General features: G+C 35.0%; 23 protein-coding genes, 1 pseudogene and 1 riboswitch. Of the genes and pseudogenes, 20 read left to right on the top strand and 4 right to left on the bottom strand.

What is annotated here, in order from left to right:
* Positions 1 to 7 precede the first annotated feature (7 nt).
* The 16 genes and pseudogenes from ACWTVK_RS02330 to ACWTVK_RS02255 all read left to right on the top strand — a co-directional run.
* Positions 8 to 403, top strand: a complete 396-nt coding sequence (locus ACWTVK_RS02330) for an Asp23/Gls24 family envelope stress response protein (RefSeq protein ID WP_456045821.1) — start codon at positions 8 to 10, stop codon at positions 401 to 403.
* A complete protein-coding gene (gene nusB, locus ACWTVK_RS02325) occupies positions 393 to 797 on the top strand; it encodes a transcription antitermination factor NusB (protein WP_105089189.1) in 405 nt (134 codons plus the stop codon). The genes ACWTVK_RS02330 and nusB overlap by 11 nt, the downstream gene beginning before the upstream one ends.
* The gene (locus ACWTVK_RS02320; protein WP_456045820.1) at positions 797 to 1750 is read left to right on the top strand and encodes a metallohydrolase; all 954 of its coding nucleotides are present in this window, start codon (positions 797 to 799) and stop codon (positions 1748 to 1750) included. Before nusB ends, ACWTVK_RS02320 begins: the two co-directional genes overlap by 1 nt.
* Before the next feature lie 2 nt (positions 1751 to 1752).
* Entirely contained in the window at positions 1753 to 2976 is a 1224-nt protein-coding gene (xseA, locus tag ACWTVK_RS02315; RefSeq protein WP_370815984.1) for an exodeoxyribonuclease VII large subunit, read from the top strand.
* Positions 2951 to 3157 carry an exodeoxyribonuclease VII small subunit gene (xseB, locus tag ACWTVK_RS02310; protein ID WP_298631581.1) on the top strand — a complete coding sequence of 69 codons (207 nt, stop codon included), beginning with the start codon at positions 2951 to 2953 and terminating at the stop codon, positions 3155 to 3157. Before xseA ends, xseB begins: the two co-directional genes overlap by 26 nt.
* 9 nt (positions 3158 to 3166) lie before the next feature.
* Positions 3167 to 4045: a polyprenyl synthetase family protein gene (locus ACWTVK_RS02305; RefSeq protein ID WP_298631577.1), complete on the top strand. Its 879-nt coding sequence runs from the start codon at positions 3167 to 3169 to the stop codon at positions 4043 to 4045.
* A 28-nt stretch (positions 4046 to 4073) separates the two neighbouring features.
* The gene (locus tag ACWTVK_RS02300; RefSeq protein ID WP_370815988.1) at positions 4074 to 4553 is read left to right on the top strand and encodes a divergent PAP2 family protein; all 480 of its coding nucleotides are present in this window, start codon (positions 4074 to 4076) and stop codon (positions 4551 to 4553) included.
* The gene (locus ACWTVK_RS02295) at positions 4550 to 5353 is read left to right on the top strand and encodes a TlyA family RNA methyltransferase (protein ID WP_303938408.1); all 804 of its coding nucleotides are present in this window, start codon (positions 4550 to 4552) and stop codon (positions 5351 to 5353) included. The genes ACWTVK_RS02300 and ACWTVK_RS02295 overlap by 4 nt, the downstream gene beginning before the upstream one ends.
* A gap of 9 nt (positions 5354 to 5362) precedes the next feature.
* On the top strand, positions 5363 to 6247 hold the full coding sequence (locus ACWTVK_RS02290; protein WP_105085621.1) for an NAD(+)/NADH kinase: 885 nt from the start codon (positions 5363 to 5365) through the stop codon (positions 6245 to 6247).
* 27 nt (positions 6248 to 6274) lie between these two features.
* Positions 6275 to 6850, top strand: a complete 576-nt coding sequence (locus tag ACWTVK_RS02285) for a class I SAM-dependent methyltransferase (protein WP_060924590.1) — start codon at positions 6275 to 6277, stop codon at positions 6848 to 6850.
* A gap of 320 nt (positions 6851 to 7170) precedes the next feature.
* Positions 7171 to 7626 (top strand): arginine repressor, encoded by a 456-nt coding sequence (argR, locus tag ACWTVK_RS02280; RefSeq protein ID WP_303938411.1) that lies wholly within the window; start codon positions 7171 to 7173, stop codon positions 7624 to 7626.
* 4 nt (positions 7627 to 7630) lie between these two features.
* Positions 7631 to 9295 carry a DNA repair protein RecN gene (recN, locus tag ACWTVK_RS02275; RefSeq protein ID WP_456045819.1) on the top strand — a complete coding sequence of 555 codons (1665 nt, stop codon included), beginning with the start codon at positions 7631 to 7633 and terminating at the stop codon, positions 9293 to 9295.
* Between the two features lie 41 nt (positions 9296 to 9336).
* A riboswitch (Lysine riboswitch) is annotated at positions 9337 to 9508 on the top strand.
* A 74-nt stretch (positions 9509 to 9582) separates the two neighbouring features.
* Positions 9583 to 10380, top strand: coding sequence for a 4-hydroxy-tetrahydrodipicolinate reductase (gene dapB, locus ACWTVK_RS02270; protein WP_456045818.1), 798 nt, complete (start codon positions 9583 to 9585; stop codon positions 10378 to 10380).
* A gap of 23 nt (positions 10381 to 10403) precedes the next feature.
* The gene (locus ACWTVK_RS02265; RefSeq protein ID WP_295783303.1) at positions 10404 to 11435 is read left to right on the top strand and encodes an aspartate-semialdehyde dehydrogenase; all 1032 of its coding nucleotides are present in this window, start codon (positions 10404 to 10406) and stop codon (positions 11433 to 11435) included.
* 21 nt (positions 11436 to 11456) lie between these two features.
* On the top strand, positions 11457 to 12344 hold the full coding sequence (gene dapA / locus ACWTVK_RS02260) for a 4-hydroxy-tetrahydrodipicolinate synthase (RefSeq protein ID WP_456045817.1): 888 nt from the start codon (positions 11457 to 11459) through the stop codon (positions 12342 to 12344).
* Between the two features lie 23 nt (positions 12345 to 12367).
* A pseudogene (locus ACWTVK_RS02255) lies at positions 12368 to 12469 on the top strand (aspartate 1-decarboxylase); the annotation flags it as partial.
* Positions 12470 to 12539: 70 nt separating this feature from the next.
* Here ACWTVK_RS02255 and lexA read toward each other — a convergent pair.
* Positions 12540 to 13211, bottom strand: a complete 672-nt coding sequence (lexA, locus tag ACWTVK_RS02250) for a transcriptional repressor LexA (protein ID WP_005386617.1) — start codon at positions 13209 to 13211, stop codon at positions 12540 to 12542.
* 253 nt (positions 13212 to 13464) lie between these two features.
* On the opposite strand from lexA, the gene ACWTVK_RS02245 reads away from it, so the two are divergent.
* Positions 13465 to 13773, top strand: a complete 309-nt coding sequence (locus ACWTVK_RS02245; RefSeq protein WP_105094378.1) for a LysM peptidoglycan-binding domain-containing protein — start codon at positions 13465 to 13467, stop codon at positions 13771 to 13773.
* Between the two features lie 122 nt (positions 13774 to 13895).
* Here the strand turns inward: ACWTVK_RS02245 and ACWTVK_RS02240 are convergent, their stop codons facing one another.
* Positions 13896 to 14906 carry a site-specific integrase gene (locus ACWTVK_RS02240; protein ID WP_456045816.1) on the bottom strand — a complete coding sequence of 337 codons (1011 nt, stop codon included), beginning with the start codon at positions 14904 to 14906 and terminating at the stop codon, positions 13896 to 13898.
* A gap of 105 nt (positions 14907 to 15011) precedes the next feature.
* Between ACWTVK_RS02240 and ACWTVK_RS02235 the strand changes: the two genes are divergently transcribed.
* The 3 genes from ACWTVK_RS02235 (at position 15012) to ACWTVK_RS02225 (ending at position 17844) form a co-directional block, all read left to right on the top strand.
* The gene (locus tag ACWTVK_RS02235) at positions 15012 to 16367 is read left to right on the top strand and encodes a VanW family protein (RefSeq protein ID WP_456045815.1); all 1356 of its coding nucleotides are present in this window, start codon (positions 15012 to 15014) and stop codon (positions 16365 to 16367) included.
* A 195-nt stretch (positions 16368 to 16562) separates the two neighbouring features.
* Entirely contained in the window at positions 16563 to 17180 is a 618-nt protein-coding gene (locus ACWTVK_RS02230) for a phosphatase PAP2 family protein (RefSeq protein ID WP_456045814.1), read from the top strand.
* 514 nt (positions 17181 to 17694) lie between these two features.
* Entirely contained in the window at positions 17695 to 17844 is a 150-nt protein-coding gene (locus ACWTVK_RS02225; RefSeq protein ID WP_024066213.1) for a hypothetical protein, read from the top strand.
* A gap of 111 nt (positions 17845 to 17955) precedes the next feature.
* Here the strand turns inward: ACWTVK_RS02225 and ACWTVK_RS02220 are convergent, their stop codons facing one another.
* On the bottom strand, positions 17956 to 18699 hold the full coding sequence (locus ACWTVK_RS02220) for a DUF4241 domain-containing protein (protein WP_456045813.1): 744 nt from the start codon (positions 18697 to 18699) through the stop codon (positions 17956 to 17958).
* Position 18700: 1 nt separating this feature from the next.
* A complete protein-coding gene (locus ACWTVK_RS02215) occupies positions 18701 to 19609 on the bottom strand; it encodes an HAD family hydrolase (protein WP_456045812.1) in 909 nt (302 codons plus the stop codon).
* Positions 19610 to 19708 lie beyond the last annotated feature (99 nt).

Raw genomic sequence — 19708 nt, 5'->3', positions numbered from 1 at the left:
AATCTATATGAGTTCAGATAAAGAATTAAACTACGGATTAGATATGGATACTATTAATATTGCAGACTCTGTCATCATAGATGTAGCAACAAAAACTTTAACCACTATACCAGGTATTCATTCTTTAAGCCCTCGCTTTTACGATGAACTAGTAGAGGGTATTACACATGCCTTTGGTCAACGCAGTTTACCAGGTATTAATGTTAAACATCGTAAAGATTTTATTGAAGTCAATATTTATATTAAAGCATTATATGGATACAATTTAATTGAATTATCCAAACAGTTGCAGTTAGAAATCAAACAAACCTTAAAGAATATGCTTGATCTTAATCATGTTAAGGTTGATGTTCATATTGAAGGTATTGTTAAAGAAAAGGAGCCAACTCCACATGGTAATTAAGCGAAATCGACGTGAAGCACGTCAATACGCATTTCAAATGTTATATGCTAATGAATTTCATTCAGACCAAAGTGATGTTCAATTTCCAGAAGGACATATGCATAAATCTATGGATAAGGCCTATGCGAATAATATTATAAATGGTGTATTATCCACTTCTGAAATTATAGATGCAACATTACAGCCATTTTGTAAATCACGTAAAGTTGAAAACTTAGACAAGGTTGATCGTGCTATTTTACGTATTGCTCTATGGGAAATGACAAATGAAGATGAACCTTTAGAACCATCTATAGCTATTAATGAAGCTATTCAATTAGCTAAAGATTTTGGTTCTGATTCTTCTTATAAATTAATTAATGCAATTCTAGATGCATATAATAAGAGTAAATAATGAAACGATATTACTTAGGCATTGATACTAGTTGCTACACTACAAGTTGTGCCATTATAGATAGCGACTTTCAAATGGTTGGGGAAGCCCGCAAAATATTAGAGGTCAAACAGGGTGAGCGAGGACTACAACAATCAAATATGGTCTTTCAACATACAAGGGCATTGCCTAAGTTGATATCTGAATTGCCACAACTACCAATTAGTGGTGTCGGTGTTAGTGGTTTTCCTAGACGTGAGGAAAATTCCTATATGCCAGCCTTTATGGTAGGGCTAGGGTATGGTCAATCTCTAAGTCATATGATGAATGTACCTTTACAAGTTTTTGCACATCAAGAAAATCATATTTTAGCTGCCCTTCGAGAACTAAAAACAATTCCTAAAGATCCATTTTTAGCACTTCATTTATCAGGTGGTACTACGGAGCTCGTATATTGTCATTATAAAGGAGAAGGCATATTTGAGTCTCACATTATTGGCGGCTCTAAGGATTTACAAGGCGGTCAATATGTAGATCGTATTGGTGTTGCAATGGGTTTGCCATTTCCTGCAGGTAAGCATCTAGAGGCATTAGCATTACAAACTACAGAATATGAACCATTACCATCTTCTGTAAAAGAAGGTTGGATAAGCTTTGCTGGGCCATGTAGTGCGGCTATGCGACGCATTAGTGATTCCATGAATGATATAGAAAAATTTAATCTATCGCGAGCTGTATTCACCTCTATTGGAAATGCACTAGAAAAAATGATTAACTATCATTTAAAAAATAAACCTGTTAAAACATTAATTGCCGTTGGTGGTGTAATGAGCAATAGTATACTTCGTCATCGTATGGATCATTATTGTAGACGTAATCACATTACATTACACGTGGCACAGCCACAATTTTCTGTTGATAATGCCACTGGCAATGCTTTTGGCGCTGCTTTTTTAGAGGAAACTAGAGGATAATCGTGAATGTATTAACCATTACACAATTAAACAATCTTATAAAGCGCACCTTAGACCGTGAATATCTACTTAAGAATCTTTATGTTAGCGGCACCATTATTAATGCAAAGCGTCATAGTAGTGGTCATATGTATTTCTCTTTAAAAGATGAAGAAGCCGCTATTGATGTTACCATGTGGTCTAGCACTGTTATGCAAAAAGGGTTGGCTAATGCCATTCAAAATGGTCTATTAGTAACTGTAAAAGCATCTGTTAATTTTTACAATAAAATGGGCCGTTTAAATCTCATTGCATCCGATATGCAAATAGGTTCTAAAAGCCCATTACAGCTTGAATTTGACGCTTTAAAACGAGAATTAACTGCCTTAGGATACTTTGATGATAGCCATAAACAAAATTTACCGTATATGGCAAGTTGCATAGGGATTGTTACATCTCAATCTGGCGCCGTATTACATGATATTTTACATGTCAGTGAAAGACGAAACCCATTAGTTCGATTTAAATTGTTCTCCGTTCCTGTCCAAGGTAATACAGCAGGACCTGTTATAGCTAAAGGAATAGCAGCGGCTGATGCTGACCCAGAGGTAGACCTTATCATCGTTGGTCGTGGTGGCGGATCTATGGAGGATTTATGGTGTTTCAATGATAGAGCAGTTGTAGAGGCTATTTATACTGCTAATACACCGGTAATCTCAGCAGTAGGTCATGAGACAGATTATACCTTATGTGATTATGTAGCAGATGCTCGTGGAGCAACGCCAAGTCACGCTGCAGAAATGGCTGTACTTCCTATCATTACACTACAAGATCAATTAACAGAAAAAGAAGAATACCTACACGAGTTTATACGTTATACATTACAACAGAAACGTACAGATTTAACATTGCTCTTTAATCGTAAATTAGGTATTCCAGCTCTACAATTTTTGCATAAACAGAAAACGCATTTACAAGAGCTTTCACAATCATTAACTAATGCTACAAAAGAACGATGCAATACAGAGAAACATAGTTTAGCATTATTAGCTCAACAATTAGAATCTCTAAATCCATTACAAATGATGGTAAAAGGGTTTGCAAAGGTTGAACATAATGATAAACCTATAACGTCTGTTACTCAATTACATCCAAAGGATGATATACGAGTTACACTTGCTGATGGTTATGTGAATGCTACGGTAAAGGAGGCGCACAAAGATGGCCGCATCACTAAAAAATTATGAAAAGAAATATAAAGCCTTAGAGGATATTGTGAAACAATTAGACGATGGTGATATGACCATCTCTGAACTCTTAACTCAATATAAAAAGGGCTTAACATTAGTAAAAGAATGTGCAGAAATGCTCGATTCGGTTGAAAATGAAGTTCAACAAATTATCGAAGAAGTCCGCATCAGCGAATAAGGAGATTCTATGTTCAAAGATTATTTAGGGTCTAGCAAACAACATATTGAACAATGGTTAGGTGAGGTCTTAAGTAGCCCAAATCAAGAATTTAAACCTCTTTATGAATCCATGAGTTATAGCTTAATGCAAGGCGGCAAGCGAATCCGACCAATCTTATCTAAAGCTGTGTTAGAAATGCTTCATAAAAATCCAGCTGATTATAAGGAGTTTCTATGCGCCATGGAGTGTATCCATACATATTCCTTAGTACATGATGATTTACCAGCTATGGATAATGATGATTATCGCAGAGGTAATTTAACAAATCATAAAGTTTATGGTGAAGGTATGGCTATTCTAGCTGGTGATGGTTTATTAACTTATGCTTTTCAACTAATGACTGAGAATAAAACTGCTACGCCTCAGCAAAAAATAGATGCTATTCAATGTGTAGCTGCTGCAGCAGGCCCGGAAGGTATGGTCGGTGGTCAAGCCTTCGATATGCTCAGTGAAGATAAGCATATCCCACTAGAAGAGTTAAAGGTTTTGCACAGTGGAAAAACGGGTGCATTATTTAATGCGTCAGTAGAATTAGGCCTTATTTTAGGCAATGCAGATACGACTACTCGAACAGCGCTTATGGAATATGCTAATTGTTTAGGATTGTTATTCCAAATTACTGATGATATTCTAGATGTAACTGGAACTATTGAAGAATTAGGAAAGACTCCTGGTAGTGATATTCGACAACATAAATCGACGTATGTATCTTTGCTTGGTTTAGAAGGAGCAAAAGAGCAAGCCCTATTAGTTGGCAAACAAGCTCACGATGCATTAAACTCTGTTTCTTATGATACATCTATATTATCTGCTCTAATTGATTATCTTTTAGAACGAACTAATTAATTGGTATTACCTGAAGAAGGTATAAATAATGATTGATATATTACCACAAATAGCACACAACTACATAGCGCAAGCTGCATTTTGGGGATGGTTTACTGCGCAGGCTATCAAATTTGTATGGCAACTAGTTCGGCATGGTAAATTTTGTCCAGAACGCCTTGTGGGCTCTGGGGGATTTCCCAGTTCCCATACATCCTTTGTAATCGCTACAACTACGGCTATATATCTAAAAAGTGGGGCTTCGGATCTATTTATTCTATCCTTAGTATTTTCTATTGTAGTTATGTATGATGCATCTGGGGTGCGATTAGAAGCTGGGCGTCAAGCTCAAATTCTAAATCAAATTGTAGATTATTTTACAAAGAAAAACATACCTGTTGTCATTACTCGTAAAGAGGCCTTAAAAGAATTATTAGGACATACACCAATAGAGGTATTTGGAGGATTAATCCTCGGTATTCTTGTTGCATGTGTTCAATTTTATTATATTTATAATGGTGTTATATGAGCAGTAAAGAACGTTTAGACATACTCCTCGTTAACCGAGGACTTTTTGAAAGTAGAGAAAAGGCAAAAGCGGCCATAATGGCTGGCCAAATCTTCATGGATACTACGCGTATTGATAAAGCAGGTACAAAAATTCCTGTAGATGCCAATATTGTAGTAAAGGGTAATACGTTGCCTTATGTTAGTCGCGGTGGATTAAAGTTAGAAAAAGCTATTCAAACATATCCTATCAACTTACAGGATGCTGTTATGGTTGATATTGGTGCTAGCACAGGTGGTTTTACAGATTGCGCCCTACAAAATGGTGCCTCTAAAGTCTTTGCCATTGACGTAGGCTATAATCAATTAGCTTGGAAATTGCGTCAAGATCCGCGTGTGATTAATATGGAAAAGCAAAATATCCGTACTGTTACACCTGAGCAACTTGGTGAACTTGTGGACTTTATTTCTATTGATGTAGCATTTATTTCTTTGGACAAGGTTCTGCCAGTTGCGACTACCTTATTAAAGGATACAGGAGCTCTTGTTGCTTTGATTAAGCCTCAATTTGAGGCGGGGAAAGAGAATGTAGGTAAAGGCGGTATAGTGCGAGATCCTGAAATCCATAAAGAAGTTTTACATCGTATCTTACATGTTGCTCTCGATTGTGGATTATATATTCACGGCTTAACGTTCTCACCAATTAAAGGCATGGAAGGTAATATTGAGTTTTTAGGTTATTTTAAAAAGTACAAAGAAGGGGCTTTAGCCATTGATGATGCATTAATTGATACAGTGGTTGCAGAAGCCCATTCATTATAGGAGATTACTATGCGTATCGGATTCTTCCCAAACATGGGGAAAAGCAATATTATGGCAGTTCTAAAAATGGCTGCACATATTTGTAAAGATGAAGGTATCGAAGTATTTTTGCCAGATGATCTCGAATCAGATGCACCTGCACGAGTACTTAAGATTCCTGAAACTCATATTTTAAGTCGTCCAGAAATCTTTAAACAAATTGATATTGCCTTTAGTTTTGGTGGTGATGGCACCATCATCCATTTGGCAAGACAAATTTACCCATATAATGTACCTGTTTGTGGTATTAACCTTGGTGAGCTAGGCTTTTTAAACCAAATTGAAGTTCATCAAATGCAAAGTCATATTAAACGTATTGCAAATGGTGATTATAATATAGAAAAACGTGGACATTTATATGCATATATTGACCGAAATAATGGTAATGAAGAAGAGTTAGTACCTATTATTAATGAAATCGTTATTACCCGTGCTGAACCAGCAAAAATGGCACGTATTAACATGTCCATCAATAATCAACATACACAAATGTATCCTTCAGATGGTTTGATTATTTCCTCTGCAACCGGGTCTACGGGATATAATCTATCCGCAGGTGGTCCTATTATGAAGCCTGATAATAGATCCATTATTGTTACACCTGTAGCGCCACATCTAATTCAAGGTGTTTCACTTGTATTAGAAGAGCATGATACAATCCAAATCACGATGCCAGAACGTGAACCACAATTACATATCTGTATAGACGGTACATTTGACTATACGTTTACCAATAAAGAAACACTACATATAAGCTCTAATCCTGTTTATTGTTTATTCGTACGTTTTAAAGATCAATGTTTCTTCGGTACATTATTTAAAAAACTAGCATCTCGTCGTGACGAGTTGTTGTAATACTAAAATCTCAAGTGGGGTGATTTTGTGATTAACATTAACAATGCTGTTCAGTTTCAACATTTAATCTGGGATCGAGTAATGAAACACGCTAATATAGTGGTAGACGCAACATGTGGTAATGGCCATGATTTACTATATTTGGCAGAACGAGCAAAAAAGGGCTGTCATCTATATGGCATCGATATTCAAATGAAAGCCATTAATAGCAGCCAAGAGTTATTGCAGTCAAATGATATAGCACAAGATGTAAGTCTAACATTTATTCATGACTCCCATGATCGTGCATTAGCTAATCAATTAAAAGATGAAGTTATTGATTTAATGATCTTTAACCTAGGCTATTTACCAGGTGGTGATCATCAAGTTATAACTAAACCGCATCAAACTATTGATGCCATAAATGAAGGCTTAGAAAAATTATCGAAGTCTGGAGTTATCACAATTGTTGCTTACCCTGGAACAACAGAAGGGTTTGAAGAAATGCAGATGCTTAAATCGTATTTATCAGATTTAGAACAAAAATTGTATAATGTATGTCATTGGCATCCAATGAATCAAATCAATAATCCACCTGAGTTATTTATATTGCAAAAACGATAAAACGAAATATATCTTTATTCATTATGAATAAAAGTCATAAGAAATATGTAAAAGCCCCTTTATAGGGGCTTTTATTTATACATGTATAATCTTCTAATTTTAAATTATTAATTTCATATAAATAGATGAAGCCTATAGGATATGTGTTTATACGCTATCAATATATAGAAAGTTAACAATATTTTAAATATTAATATAATATGCATAACTAGTATGAGACATGCAATTTATACCATATATTAATTATGAATATATGGTATAATAATAGCAGAAAGATACTATTCTCTTTTATGTGCAAGGTTTAAAAAAGGGAGTTCAAAATGAAACGCTATCGCTATAACAAAATCAAAGAAATCGTGCAGTCCAAGGCGATTGAAACTCAGGAGGAATTAGCAGCGGCCTTATTAGAAGAAGGTATTGAAGTAACGCAAGCTACAGTTTCTCGTGATATTAAGGAATTGATGTTAATCAAAATTCCTACAGGCGATGGACACTATCGATATGCATTATCTCCAGAAGAAAATGTAGTTCTATCTCGTAGTCGAATCAATCGATTATTCCAAGATTCTCTAATTAAGGTAGATCATAGCTTGAATCAAGTTGTATTACATACAATTCCTGGTTCAGCTCAATCCGTAGCATTTTCTATTGACCATGCAAAATGGTCTGAAATTATTGGTACATTAGCTGGTGATGATACAATTTTGTTAATTGCAAGATCTGAAGCTGAAGTTCCAGCGATTTTAGCTAAAATTCAAGATTTAATGAAGGACTAAATAGATGTTAACGCAAATGAGCATTCGCAACTTTGCGTTGATTGAGCAAATGAATATTTCATTTAATGATGGCATAACTATCTTTACCGGCGAAACTGGGGCAGGGAAATCCATATTAATGGATGCCTTTAGTATCCTTTTGGGAGAACGCGCAAGCAGCGAGTTCATTCGTCACGGTAAAGATAGTTTTGTTATAGATGGAATCTTTGATATTGCCGATCACCAAAGTATACAAGAACTATTAGAATCTAAAAATATTATGGTTGAAGAAGGGGAATTAATTCTCTCCCGTTCATTTAATCGCAATGGTAAATCTACTATCTTAGCTAATGATCAACCTATACCATTAAAAGCATTAAAAGAAATTGGTCAACATTTAGCAGATATTCATGGTCAATATAGCAATCAACGATTGTTAGATGCAGATACTCATCATGAATATTTGGATACGTATAATAAAGAAGGACAAGTAGCTTATAAGGCCTATTTAGATGCCTATAAAGTATATAAGCAAGCTAAACAAGATGTGGATCACTTACAAGAAAATATGTCTGAACGAGCGCGTGAGCTCGATATGCTACGATACCAAATTGATGAAATTGAAGAAGCCGGTCTCACTATGGGTGAGGATGTCTCTATTGCAGAAGAATTAAAGCGTCTTGATAGCTTTGAGCATATTGATAAGGTATTAGGTTCTTGTTATGACGCCTTCTATAATGGACGCCAACCATTACTAGACACTATTAACTCTATCAAGGTAGAGGTTAATGATCTTGTAAAGTATGATAGTGAATTAAAGGAAGTATCTGAAATGGTTGATTCTGCTTATTTTCAATTAGAGGAAGCAGCCCAATCATTAGATCGCTACAGAGATACTATCAGCTATGATGAAGAGCGCTACAAGTATTGCCAAGATCGTGACACATTACTTTATGGGTTAAAGAAAAAATATGGTGAAACCATAGAAGAAATTCTAGCATACGAAGAAAAAGCACAAGCTCGTTTAGAGGAGCTTGAAGGCCTCGTATTTGCTCAAGATGAATTAGAGGCTCGTTTAGATAAAGCTCAAAAAGTCGCAGAAGAAGCTTTAACAGCTTTACGTGACATACGCCTAAAAAATGCAAAAGTTATAGCTGTTGCATTACATCAAGAATTAGTAGATTTAGGTATGCCTAAAGGGGATATTGAATTCCATATAGAGGATGGTGAAGGATTATCTCCTTTAGGAGCAAAATCTATTGAACTACTATTCTCCGCCAATAAAGGGGAACAATTGTTACCACTTCACAAGGTAGCCTCTGGTGGTGAATTGGCTCGTATTGCGCTAGCCTTTAAATCTGTATTCCGTACTGACACTTTCAAAACAATGGTATTTGATGAAATCGATGTTGGTATCAGTGGAGATATAGCGTTAAAAGTAGCTGAAAAGATTCTACATCTATCTAAAACTAATCAAGTATTCTGTATTACTCATTTACCTCAAACAGCAAGTATTGCAAAACAACATTATCACTTATCTAAAATAGAGCAAGATGACCGTACAATTTCAACATTATCTGTACTTAATGAGGATGAACGAGTTACGCAAATCGCTTCCATGATGTCTGGTCGAGGTATGTCGTCAACAACATTAGCAGCAGCTAAAGAACTAATTGCCCATTTTAATTGACTAAAATCGCATAATTACTTATACTAATAGTATTAAGTGAATATGTTGATAGAGGTGCGAGTATAAATAGTAATCATGAGGAGTAGGCATGCATTGATCCATGATAAAAGGGATGCTTGCCGAAGTTCGGTGATTGCGACTCATCGTTCTGGTTGTCTATTTAATAAATGGACGACTGTCATCAATTTGAATTGGTGGAGTGCTATCATTGAGCTTTTAGTAACAGTTATAAGCTATATAAACTATAAGGCCAGTGGATGCATCCACTGGCTTTTTTGGAGGTATATATGATTCGAGTAATGGTAAATGGCGCTGGCGGTAAAATGGGCCGCGAAGTAGTCAAAGCAGTACATAATGATCCTGAATTAACATTAGTAGGCGGCATCGATCCTACTAAGGCAGGTCAAGATGTAGGCTCCGTAGCAGGCATCGAACAATTAGGAATTACAATGAATGCCTCCATCGATGAGGTTCTAGGTACTAATAAACCTGATGTAATTGTAGATTTTACAAATCCTGCTGTTATTTATGAAAATGCTAAAAAAATGTTATCTGCAGGTATTCATGTAGTTATTGGTACTACAGGTTTAACTGCGGAACAACGTGACGAATTAGATGCTATTGGTCGCCAAAATAATGCAAACTGCCTTGTTGCACCTAATTTCTCTCTTGGTGCAGTTATGATGATGAAGGTTTCTGCAGAATTGGCACCATATTTCCCTAATGTAGAGATTATTGAACTACATCATAACCATAAATACGATGCCCCATCTGGTACATCTATTTTAACAGCTAAATTAATTAACGAAGCTAAACAAGTGGCGAATGCAACGCCTGATGAGGATTTGACTCGTGAAAGTTTACCAGGTGCTCGTGGCGCTAAGGTTGATGACGTAACAATCCACAGCGTTCGTTTACCTGGTTACGTAGCTCACCAAGAAGTACTATTTGGTGGCTATGATGAAACGTTAACAATTCGTCACGATAGTTTAAGCCGACTTTCCTTTATGCCAGGTGTAGTATTAGCATGTAAAAAAATTAGTACTAAAACTGGTTTAACTTACGGCTTAGAGCATTATTTATAATATTAGAGCAAGGAGATATAGTAATGAAAAAACCTAATGTTGCAATTCTTGGTGCTACTGGTGCAGTAGGTGCTGAATTTATTACACTTATTGAAGAGCGTAATTTCCCATATGAAAATTTAAAATTGTTGGCATCTGCTCGTTCTGCAGGTACTGAACTTACAGTGAATGGAAAAACATATGTAGTAGAGGAAGCAAAACCAGAATCCTTTGAAAATATTGATATCGCTTTATTTGCAGGTGGTTCTATTTCTAAAACATTAGCACCAGAAGCAGCTAAACGTGGTGCAATTGTTATCGATAACTCTAGTGCATTCCGTATGGATCCTGAAGTACCTCTAGTTGTACCTGAAGTAAATCCAGAAGATATCTTAAAACATAAAGGTATTATTGCTAACCCAAATTGCTCTACTATTATTATGAGCTTAGGTTTAAAACCACTACATGATATTTCTCCAATTAAACGCATCGTTGTAAGTACATATCAAGCAGTATCAGGTGCTGGTAAAGAGGGTATTGAAGAACTTGAAAATCAAGTAAAACAATATACTGCTGGCGAAGAAATGACTGCAAATTTATTGCCAACAGGATCTGCACCTAAACATTATCCTGTAGCATTTAACCTGTTGCCACAAATTGATGTATTCTTGGACAATGATTATACAAAAGAAGAAATGAAAATGGTCCATGAAACACAAAAAATTCTTCATGATGACACAATTCAAGTAGTACCAACTACTGTACGTGTTCCAGTATATCGTTCCCACTCTGAATCTGTTTTAGTAGAAACAGCTGAACCAGTTTCTGTAGAAGCTTTCAAAGCAGCATGTGAAAAATTCCCAGGTTTACAAGTAAAAGATAATCCTGCAGAACAAATTTATCCAATGCCATTATATACGTCTAATCAAAATGACTGTGAAATCGGTCGTATTCGTAAAGATTTATATAACGACAAAGGTATGAATTTTTGGATTGTAGGGGACCAAATTCGTAAAGGTGCAGCACTTAATGCGTTGCAAATTGCTGAGTACTTGGTAGAAAAACAAGCATTTTAATCTATCAAGGGGAGGACAGATATGAAAACCTTTGGTCGAGTATTAACGGCTATGATTACATCATTTAATAATGATGGATCCCTTAACATAGAAAATAGTGTAGCTATTGCTCATCATTTATTAGATAATGGATCTGATGGACTCGTTGTATGCGGTACAACAGGGGAAAATCCATCCATGTCAAAAGAGGATAAATTAGCATTATTTACAGCTATCGCTAAAGAATGTGGTCATAAAGGTTCCATTATTGCTAATGTAGGTTCAAATGACACAAAAGCTTCTGTAGACTTTGTAAAAGAAGTATCTAAAATTGATGGAATCGATGGTTTATTAGTTGTAGTACCTTACTACAATAAGCCAAATCAACAAGGTCAATACTTACACTTTAAAGCTATTGCAGAGGCTACTACACTGCCAATCATGGTGTATAATGTACCAAGCCGTGTAGGAACAGGCATTTTCCCAACAACACTAGCACAATTACATAGTGAGTATCCACATGTATGCGCGATTAAAGAGGCCAGTGGCAATCTTATGATTTCATCTGAAATTAAACGCTTAATGCCTGAGGATGACTTCATGGTATATAGTGGAGATGATGGTCTTACATTGCCAATGCTATCTGTAGGTGCATGTGGTGTTGTATCCGTAGTTTCTCATGTAGCAGGAAAAGATATGAATGCTATGATTCAAGCTTATGAATCTGGTCATAATCACGAAGCACTTCGTATTCATCAAAGCTTAGCGGATATCATAAAAGCTATGTTTATTACTACAAATCCTATTCCTGTTAAATATGCAGTCCGTAAAATAGGTTTACCTGCTGGCGTATTTAATTTGCCAATGTGTGACCCTAGTGCCGAAGAAGCAGCATATATTGATAAAGCTTTAACAGAATATGTAAAATAAAATAAAAACAGGAGCTATTTAATATAGCTTCTGTTTTTTATGTAGGGAGCATTACTATTGATACAGACCTATTGAATGCATCTGGAATACGAGAATATGAGCAAGTTCAAATTGTAAATATTAATATAGTTTAACATAATATATAAACTTAATAGATACAATAAAAAACCGGCAACCATAAGTTGCCGGTTTTTTCTATATTCTATCTCGTACAAGACCAATGACAAGACCTTCAATATGACAATCATCTACAATGATTGGATCGAAATCATCATTTTCTGGTTGTAAACGAATATGTCCATTTTCTTTATAAAAACGTTTTACTGTAGCTTCGTCATCAATACGTGCTACAACTACATCACCATTATTAGCCGTATTTTGATGGCGTACGATGAGCATATCACCTTCATACATACCAATATTCATCATGGATTCGCCTTGAACACGTAGTAAGAAGCAGTCAGAATCACCAGTTAATTGAACAGGTAATGTAAGAGTAGACTCTAAATTTTCTACCGCTGTAATAGGCATACCTGCTTGTACAGTACCAATAAGAGGAACTTGTTTTAATCCAGCCCCTAAGAATTCAAAATTATCAGAACTAGATGTTTCATTACCGTCTACAGAAATAGAAGGTTTTGTATCCTCTAATACTGTAATAGCGCGATTTTTATTAGGATCACGCTTAATATAACCAAACTTTTCAAGAGCATTCAAGTGAGATTGCACAGTAGAAGTAGAACTAAGGCCTACATGCGTACAGATTTCTCGAACAGTAGGACAACGATATTCATTATGTAAAGAGTCCTTAATAAAATCTAATATACGGCGCTGTTTTGTATTAATATCTGTAGCAGGGCGTCTCACGATAAACCTCCATAGTCAATGTAACGTCAAAATAATATCAATATATATATGTGGAAAAATTTACTCATTTGTACTATATAATAAATACATAAGATAATTATTAATCTTATATACCTATTATAGGCAATTTTAAAAGTTTTTGCAAACATTTGTTCTAAAACACTTGACCGAACATTCGTTCGTGTGCTAATATAAGCATGTAAACAAACAAATGTTCTCAGATATTATGTTCGATTTAAATGTGAGGTATGAGATGAAAAATATATTGATGATGGTAGGAATGTGCTTAACAATCTTGTTCGGCTATAATATGACAAATCCTGTAACAGCTACAAATACACATGCAGTACGTGAAGTAAAGGTACAAGCAGGCGATACTATGTGGGATATTGCAGCTCGTACAGCTCATAAAGATATGGATGTTCGAGAAATGGTATATGCCATGAAAGAACTCAACAACATTAGTGATTCTGGTACACTTGTACCTGGTACAGTATTAAAGGTACCAGCACATAATTCTGATAGTCCAGTTAGAGCTTTGGACTATGTGGCTCAAAACTAAATATATATGGGTATAACCCACACGAAAAAGCAGCTACTCAATAGAGATAGCTGCTTTTTGTTATCTAATATATGTTATTATACGATTTATAGATATTGTCTTAATCAATTGATCTATAATTATCATCTAAATCGTTTTTCAAAAATTGTAGAAATAGGATTATCGACAAACTTATTGGCTTCATTAATATAACGGCGAACCATGTTAACACTATGATGACGTGTTTGTCTCATAATATTACGTTCTTCCACACCATAAGCTGCGGCAGTGGTTGCAAAGCCATGACGTAAACTATGGGCACCATACATAGTTGGATCAAGACCAATGAGAGAAATATATTTCTTTACAATTTCTGCAATCATTTTATCGGATATGGCTGTTTTACGAAGTGACATATTTTTAGTAAAACCTCTAAATACAGGCCCTTCAGTAATACCAGAGGCACGTAACCATTGCTGTAGGGCACGTACTGCGTCTAGAGGAGAACCAGATAGATGAGGAATCGCTACAACAGCACCTTGACCTTCTTGGTCTGCTTTTGAGGATGGTACAAAGATTTCAACACCTTGTGGAGAAAACTGTAGATGTTCTACTGTAATAGCTGCAATTTCACTACGACGAAAAGCACCCATAAAACCAATTAAAAGAATAGCCTTATCTCGTAATAACTGTAATTCGGGTACATCTAGTTTAGTCATACAATCTAGAATATCTTCAATATCCTCTAATAGTACTGGTGTTTTACCTTGTTGAAATGTACCTTTTAAACGTCTAATCCCGCGTAACGCTTGTTTTACAATTGGTGCCATACATGGATTATCCCGATGTCCAGAAGCATTATAATTCTCTGAGATAGCGCTAATACGACGAGAGATTGTATTTGCCTTAGCATAATCAGCTAGATCATTTATATAGTTTACTATGGTTTCTGGTGTGGCTGGAAAATAAGATACCTTTTGATAGGTACACCAATCTACGAAATCGTCCCAATCCGATTCGTACGCATCAACAGTATTTTCAGCCTTAGATAATAATATGCTTTGTTTTGCTTTCATAGACAACTTAGTGCTATTCATAAGCGCATCATTATTGCGCAAATAGAAATGTTTCTGTTGCTCTTTAGACTTTGACATAGTTCACCCTTACCCTAAAATTATCAATATAATTGTACCATACATTAGACAGTAATATGCTATAATTAGAGAATATGATAACTAATTCGGGAGATTTTATAAATAATGACGAAGAAATATATTTTAGTAGGAACTATGCTTGTTCTCTTAGGGACGAGCGGCTGTTCATACATTCCAACAGAAAATATTTCTTATGGTGTATATTACAATGATACAGATCTATCTAATACACCTAAGAATGAATTACAGGCTCGCTTACAAGAGTTAAATAGTAAAATCCCTCAAACTATATCTATTGATATGGGCAATAATAAAAAACAACAAGCTACCTATCATGATTTAGGGATCCAAATCGATTCAGATGCTATGGTAAAAGCTATTTCTACATATGGCTATGAAGATGATATATGGACACTACTTTCAAATCGATTTAATGCCTTATTCTACGGTCATCATTTTAAGCCACAATATAAGCTTGATGAGGTAAAAGGTAAAACCTATCTAAGTGAATTGGCTAAAACAATTGATACACCAGGACATGATGCATATCTAACGCTTGAGAATGGACAAGTTGTATTTCATGCGGCTAAAGAAGGTAAACGTATTGATATTGATGCTACGCTAAAGAAATTAAAAGATGATTTACAGTCCGGTGATAGTATTAATTCCTTATCTATGGTATTTACTACACAGAATACTGTAAAAGTAAGTGATGCCGATTTAAAATCTTTAAATACGGTATTAGCTTCTTACACTACAGAGTATGATCCTGGTAATGAAAGCAGAACCCATAATATCCAATTAGCATCTGATAAAATAAACGGTACCCTAATTAAATCAGGTGCACAATTCTCCTTTAACGATGTTGTAGGTGAACGTACTGCAGAGGCGGGCTATGATGATGCACCTGTTATGATTGATGGTAAATTAGTTCCAGGTATTGGCGGTGGCATTTGCCAAGTAAGTTCTACCATATTTAATACAGCTTTACTATCCGGTATGAATATTATCGAGCGTACACCACACTTTGAGCCAGTAGGATATATTCAAGCTGGTCGTGATGCTACAGTAGCTTGGGGCTATTTAGACTTTAAGTTTAGAAATCCTTATCAACAATCTATTTATATCCTTAGTGTTATGAACAACGGAACGTTAACGATCTATATTATAGGTACGGCTCAAGATAAGCCTAAAAATGTTTCTATTTCTGTAGGAGACTATGGCGAAATTCCTAACAAAACTATCACTAGGGTAGATCCTTCATTAAAAGAAAAAGAAGTGCAGGAGGGGCATGTAGGTTTAACAATGAATACGTATAGAACCATTACCTATGGTAACTGGGTAACGCAAACAGATTCCTTTGAGTCCGTATATGATCCAGTAGATACGATTATTACAATGCCTGCAACACCTGCAGCACCACCAAATCCACCGAAAAAACCGGACAAAAAGAAATCATAATTAAAGATTTTATTAAATATAGCCTAAGCTATTGACCATGATGTATAAATAGTTTAGGCTATTATTTGGATGTAAATGAGAAAGCGATATATACATAGTATAAAATATCTAAGAATCCAATAAAGAATATTAAGGATATAATCTACATTCATCCATTCTCACTAATTATCATTTAACAAAATAGAAGAGGAAGCTATGGACACAATCTTACAATTTGATCACTCTTTAATCTTCTATGTACATGATCACCTTGTATATAGTTTTTTAACACCTATTATGGCATTTATTTCAAAAATTACTGGCAGCGGTGCCTTATGGATTGTAATTGCCTTATTATTGATGTTACAGAAAAAATATCGTGTATTAGGCGTAGCTATAATAATTGCATTAGGATTTGTATTCATCATCGGTGACCAAGGATTAAAACCTAATGTGGCTCGTTTAAGACCATTTGTAGATTTTCCTAATGTAACAGTACCATTAGAGTCTGCATTACCAAAAGCTAGTAGTTATTCATTCCCGTCAGGCCATAGTTTTGGTTCATTTGCATCAGCCATGACCATTTACCTAGGCTTGAGCCAAATAGCGCCTCAGAAGCGATATTTGGGAATTATAGCATTACTTGGGTCATTAGTAGTAGCATTTTCTAGAGTATATCTATTTGTACATTATCCAACAGATGTATTAACAGGCTTAGTATTGGGAATTATCGTAGGCTTCATTGCATGGAAGCTTGCAAGAATTGGTTGGAACTGGTGGACTAATCGCCATAATGATGTAGAATACGAACCATATACATTTAAACGTAAATAAGCTTAATAAGCTAAAAAAACATATAACATAAGGGATTGGGCCATTCAGGCCCAATTTTCTTGTTATAATTACTTCCGATAATATATCGTTATCGGAAGTAAAATACAAACAAATAAAAATAAGCCTTTATATCTATATCCTAGTTTATTTATCTTCCAACTATAATAATCAATAAAAATGACTATATGTCAATAAATCCTATGTCTTCGGCCTATGCCTTAGACTTATATAAACTCTTATATAACCTTTGAGATTTCATATAAAAATGATACTGTATTATCCTATATTTATTTCTATAAGTCTTATATAGTTTTAATATATATCAAAGCAACTTAACACTTAATAATCCTTATTTTACGAGGATCTATGGTTACTACAGTTTTACTATTATAGATATATGTGTAGAATTATTATTATTTAATTTTAAATACATATTGAAATTTTTGATATAACGTTGTAAAATAAGCATATAAATTATGTAATTTACTCATATTAACTCTCATGGAGGTATTATATGTGCTGGTGTGATATCGTAAGTAAAGCTAAAATTGGCAGTTTAAAACATTTAGGTAATGGTATGGAAGGTTCTTTAAGATTTCTAGCAGAAATCATTGTAGGTCTTAGTATCCTACGTGTATTCGTAAACTGGATTTTTGGTATTTAGACCTTACAATTATATAGAAATATATAAAAGACGCTTAGTAATCTAAGCGTCTTTTTTAGTATGTTATTAAGTTATCAAGCTTTATATATCTTTATATATCGCTAGATTAAATTATTGATATGCTTCGCTGCAATCAATATATTCCATAATCAATTGGCAGATTTGCCCATCTTTATCAAATGCCCAGTATACAGGGTATAAACCATCACCAAAGCCAGATTGAATCATTGGCACAGTCAATTCGGTTTCAGGAATTGTAAAGTTAATCCAGTCCCCTTTAGAGCGTTGGTATTGAGGATATGCCATAGCATTTAATTGGAATAAATCGCTATAGTAATCATCGTAAATGTTCTTATCCGGATAGTTAGTATGCCATTGATCGTAAAACTTTCTGTAGGTCTCAATTGTTTCAGCATCAACTACTGTAGCAAGACCAGAATCTACAGGGAATCCAATATAGCTTTCACCATCATCGAGATCTGTTAAATCTTCTGTACCTTTTAATGCTAATTCGTAGTTCACAGGCTCATTACCACTAAAAACAATACGGCTAGCTACATATCGATATTCATTAGGTTCCATTTCAATTATTTTTGTTTCTAACAAATACGTACCTGGTTCTACCGTTCTAATATACGTGTCTGGTTTATTAGGTAACGTTACCAAAGGGTCACAACATGTAATATGACCTGTTGGGAAGTTTACAGTCCACATAGGCAATGTATGCAAAGGGAATCCTTTTAGTTCTTTACGGTTAAATAAATCATGGTATGGTACGGTAGGTTTTAATTTGCCTTCAGAACCTAATCTGTTAAATGTTTGAATCCATTCGCTAGTTAATTTAGATTTATCCATATTACTCCTCTGCTTCGTATTTACAATGAATATATTCGCCTTCTAATACTTCGTAGGCTGCTGTTTTACGTATAATTTGCTTTACTAAGGTATCTAGCTTTGAACCATTTGAATAATCTGCTGGTGCATAATACCGGATACGGTGATGACGCATCATTTTATAGACCTTATCTTTATCCTTTTTAATAGGATCATACACACCTATGGAATGACCGCCATTGGCATTTACAAGGCTCATGCATGGAATATCTGTATCGCTATCTCCGATATAAATCATATTGCGGAACGGCACTCGTTGATTTTCAGGCTTAATATAATCATTAACGCCTGTGTCATTAATATCTAGAATCCCTTTTTGTATGCGGAATAAAAACTGTGTTTTATTTGTATAGTTAATAGCTTGTGCAGGCCATACAGCTACGCCTTTATCATCAAACAAGAATGCACTAGCATAGATTTTGGTGAAAGCCCCCTCTTTAGCCATTTCAGTACCTTCAATCATTTCTTTTAAGCCCGACGAAATGATGTAATGCTCAATGCGTACACCATGTTCTAAGCCATAGTCGCGAATACGTTCAAACCAAGTACGAACGCCTTCGTATAGTTCTACTTGATTGCCATATTCCATAAGCTTTTCTTTCGTTACATAGAAATGACCTACTGCTTCTTGAATCATCTTGTACATATAGGCTAAGTTATTATCCATATCATTCTTTTTAGCTAATTCATTCGATTCTTGCCAGAACTGTTTAATTTGCTCTTCGTTATAGCCAACAGATTGAATAAAACCTTGTGCCTGCATATCATCAGGGGTTAAGGTTTTATCAAAATCGTAACACATAGCTAGTACTGGCATAGACGATTCAGATGATTGTAAGGCTGCTTTACTGTCAGTTTTATAGGTGATCATAATCCACCTCCTTGTAATAATACATAAACAGTTAAAAATCGTTTAACTCTCTTATATTCTTTAGGTGCCCCAACCCTTTTGTTTATATTTTACACGATA

This window comes from Veillonella sp. Ser01, assembly GCF_053850375.1.
The sequence above is the reverse complement of the archived record's forward strand: the minus strand, read 5'-3'. Positions and strand labels throughout refer to the sequence as shown.

Coding starts and splice junctions, on each gene's coding strand:
- argR (WP_303938411.1), top strand. CDS start 7,171: ATGAAACGCTATCGCTATAACAAAATCAAAGAAATCGTGCAGTCCAAG.
- ACWTVK_RS02265 (WP_295783303.1), top strand. CDS start 10,404: ATGAAAAAACCTAATGTTGCAATTCTTGGTGCTACTGGTGCAGTAGGT.
- ACWTVK_RS02305 (WP_298631577.1), top strand. CDS start 3,167: ATGTTCAAAGATTATTTAGGGTCTAGCAAACAACATATTGAACAATGG.
- ACWTVK_RS02230 (WP_456045814.1), top strand. CDS start 16,563: ATGGACACAATCTTACAATTTGATCACTCTTTAATCTTCTATGTACAT.
- xseB (WP_298631581.1), top strand. CDS start 2,951: ATGGCCGCATCACTAAAAAATTATGAAAAGAAATATAAAGCCTTAGAG.
- nusB (WP_105089189.1), top strand. CDS start 393: ATGGTAATTAAGCGAAATCGACGTGAAGCACGTCAATACGCATTTCAA.
- ACWTVK_RS02300 (WP_370815988.1), top strand. CDS start 4,074: ATGATTGATATATTACCACAAATAGCACACAACTACATAGCGCAAGCT.
- dapA (WP_456045817.1), top strand. CDS start 11,457: ATGAAAACCTTTGGTCGAGTATTAACGGCTATGATTACATCATTTAAT.
- ACWTVK_RS02235 (WP_456045815.1), top strand. CDS start 15,012: ATGACGAAGAAATATATTTTAGTAGGAACTATGCTTGTTCTCTTAGGG.
- ACWTVK_RS02225 (WP_024066213.1), top strand. CDS start 17,695: ATGTGCTGGTGTGATATCGTAAGTAAAGCTAAAATTGGCAGTTTAAAA.
- ACWTVK_RS02295 (WP_303938408.1), top strand. CDS start 4,550: ATGAGCAGTAAAGAACGTTTAGACATACTCCTCGTTAACCGAGGACTT.
- ACWTVK_RS02220 (WP_456045813.1), bottom strand. CDS start 18,699: ATGGATAAATCTAAATTAACTAGCGAATGGATTCAAACATTTAACAGA.
- ACWTVK_RS02330 (WP_456045821.1), top strand. CDS start 8: ATGAGTTCAGATAAAGAATTAAACTACGGATTAGATATGGATACTATT.
- ACWTVK_RS02245 (WP_105094378.1), top strand. CDS start 13,465: ATGAAAAATATATTGATGATGGTAGGAATGTGCTTAACAATCTTGTTC.
- dapB (WP_456045818.1), top strand. CDS start 9,583: ATGATTCGAGTAATGGTAAATGGCGCTGGCGGTAAAATGGGCCGCGAA.
- recN (WP_456045819.1), top strand. CDS start 7,631: ATGTTAACGCAAATGAGCATTCGCAACTTTGCGTTGATTGAGCAAATG.
- ACWTVK_RS02290 (WP_105085621.1), top strand. CDS start 5,363: ATGCGTATCGGATTCTTCCCAAACATGGGGAAAAGCAATATTATGGCA.
- ACWTVK_RS02215 (WP_456045812.1), bottom strand. CDS start 19,609: ATGATCACCTATAAAACTGACAGTAAAGCAGCCTTACAATCATCTGAA.
- ACWTVK_RS02320 (WP_456045820.1), top strand. CDS start 797: ATGAAACGATATTACTTAGGCATTGATACTAGTTGCTACACTACAAGT.
- ACWTVK_RS02240 (WP_456045816.1), bottom strand. CDS start 14,906: ATGTCAAAGTCTAAAGAGCAACAGAAACATTTCTATTTGCGCAATAAT.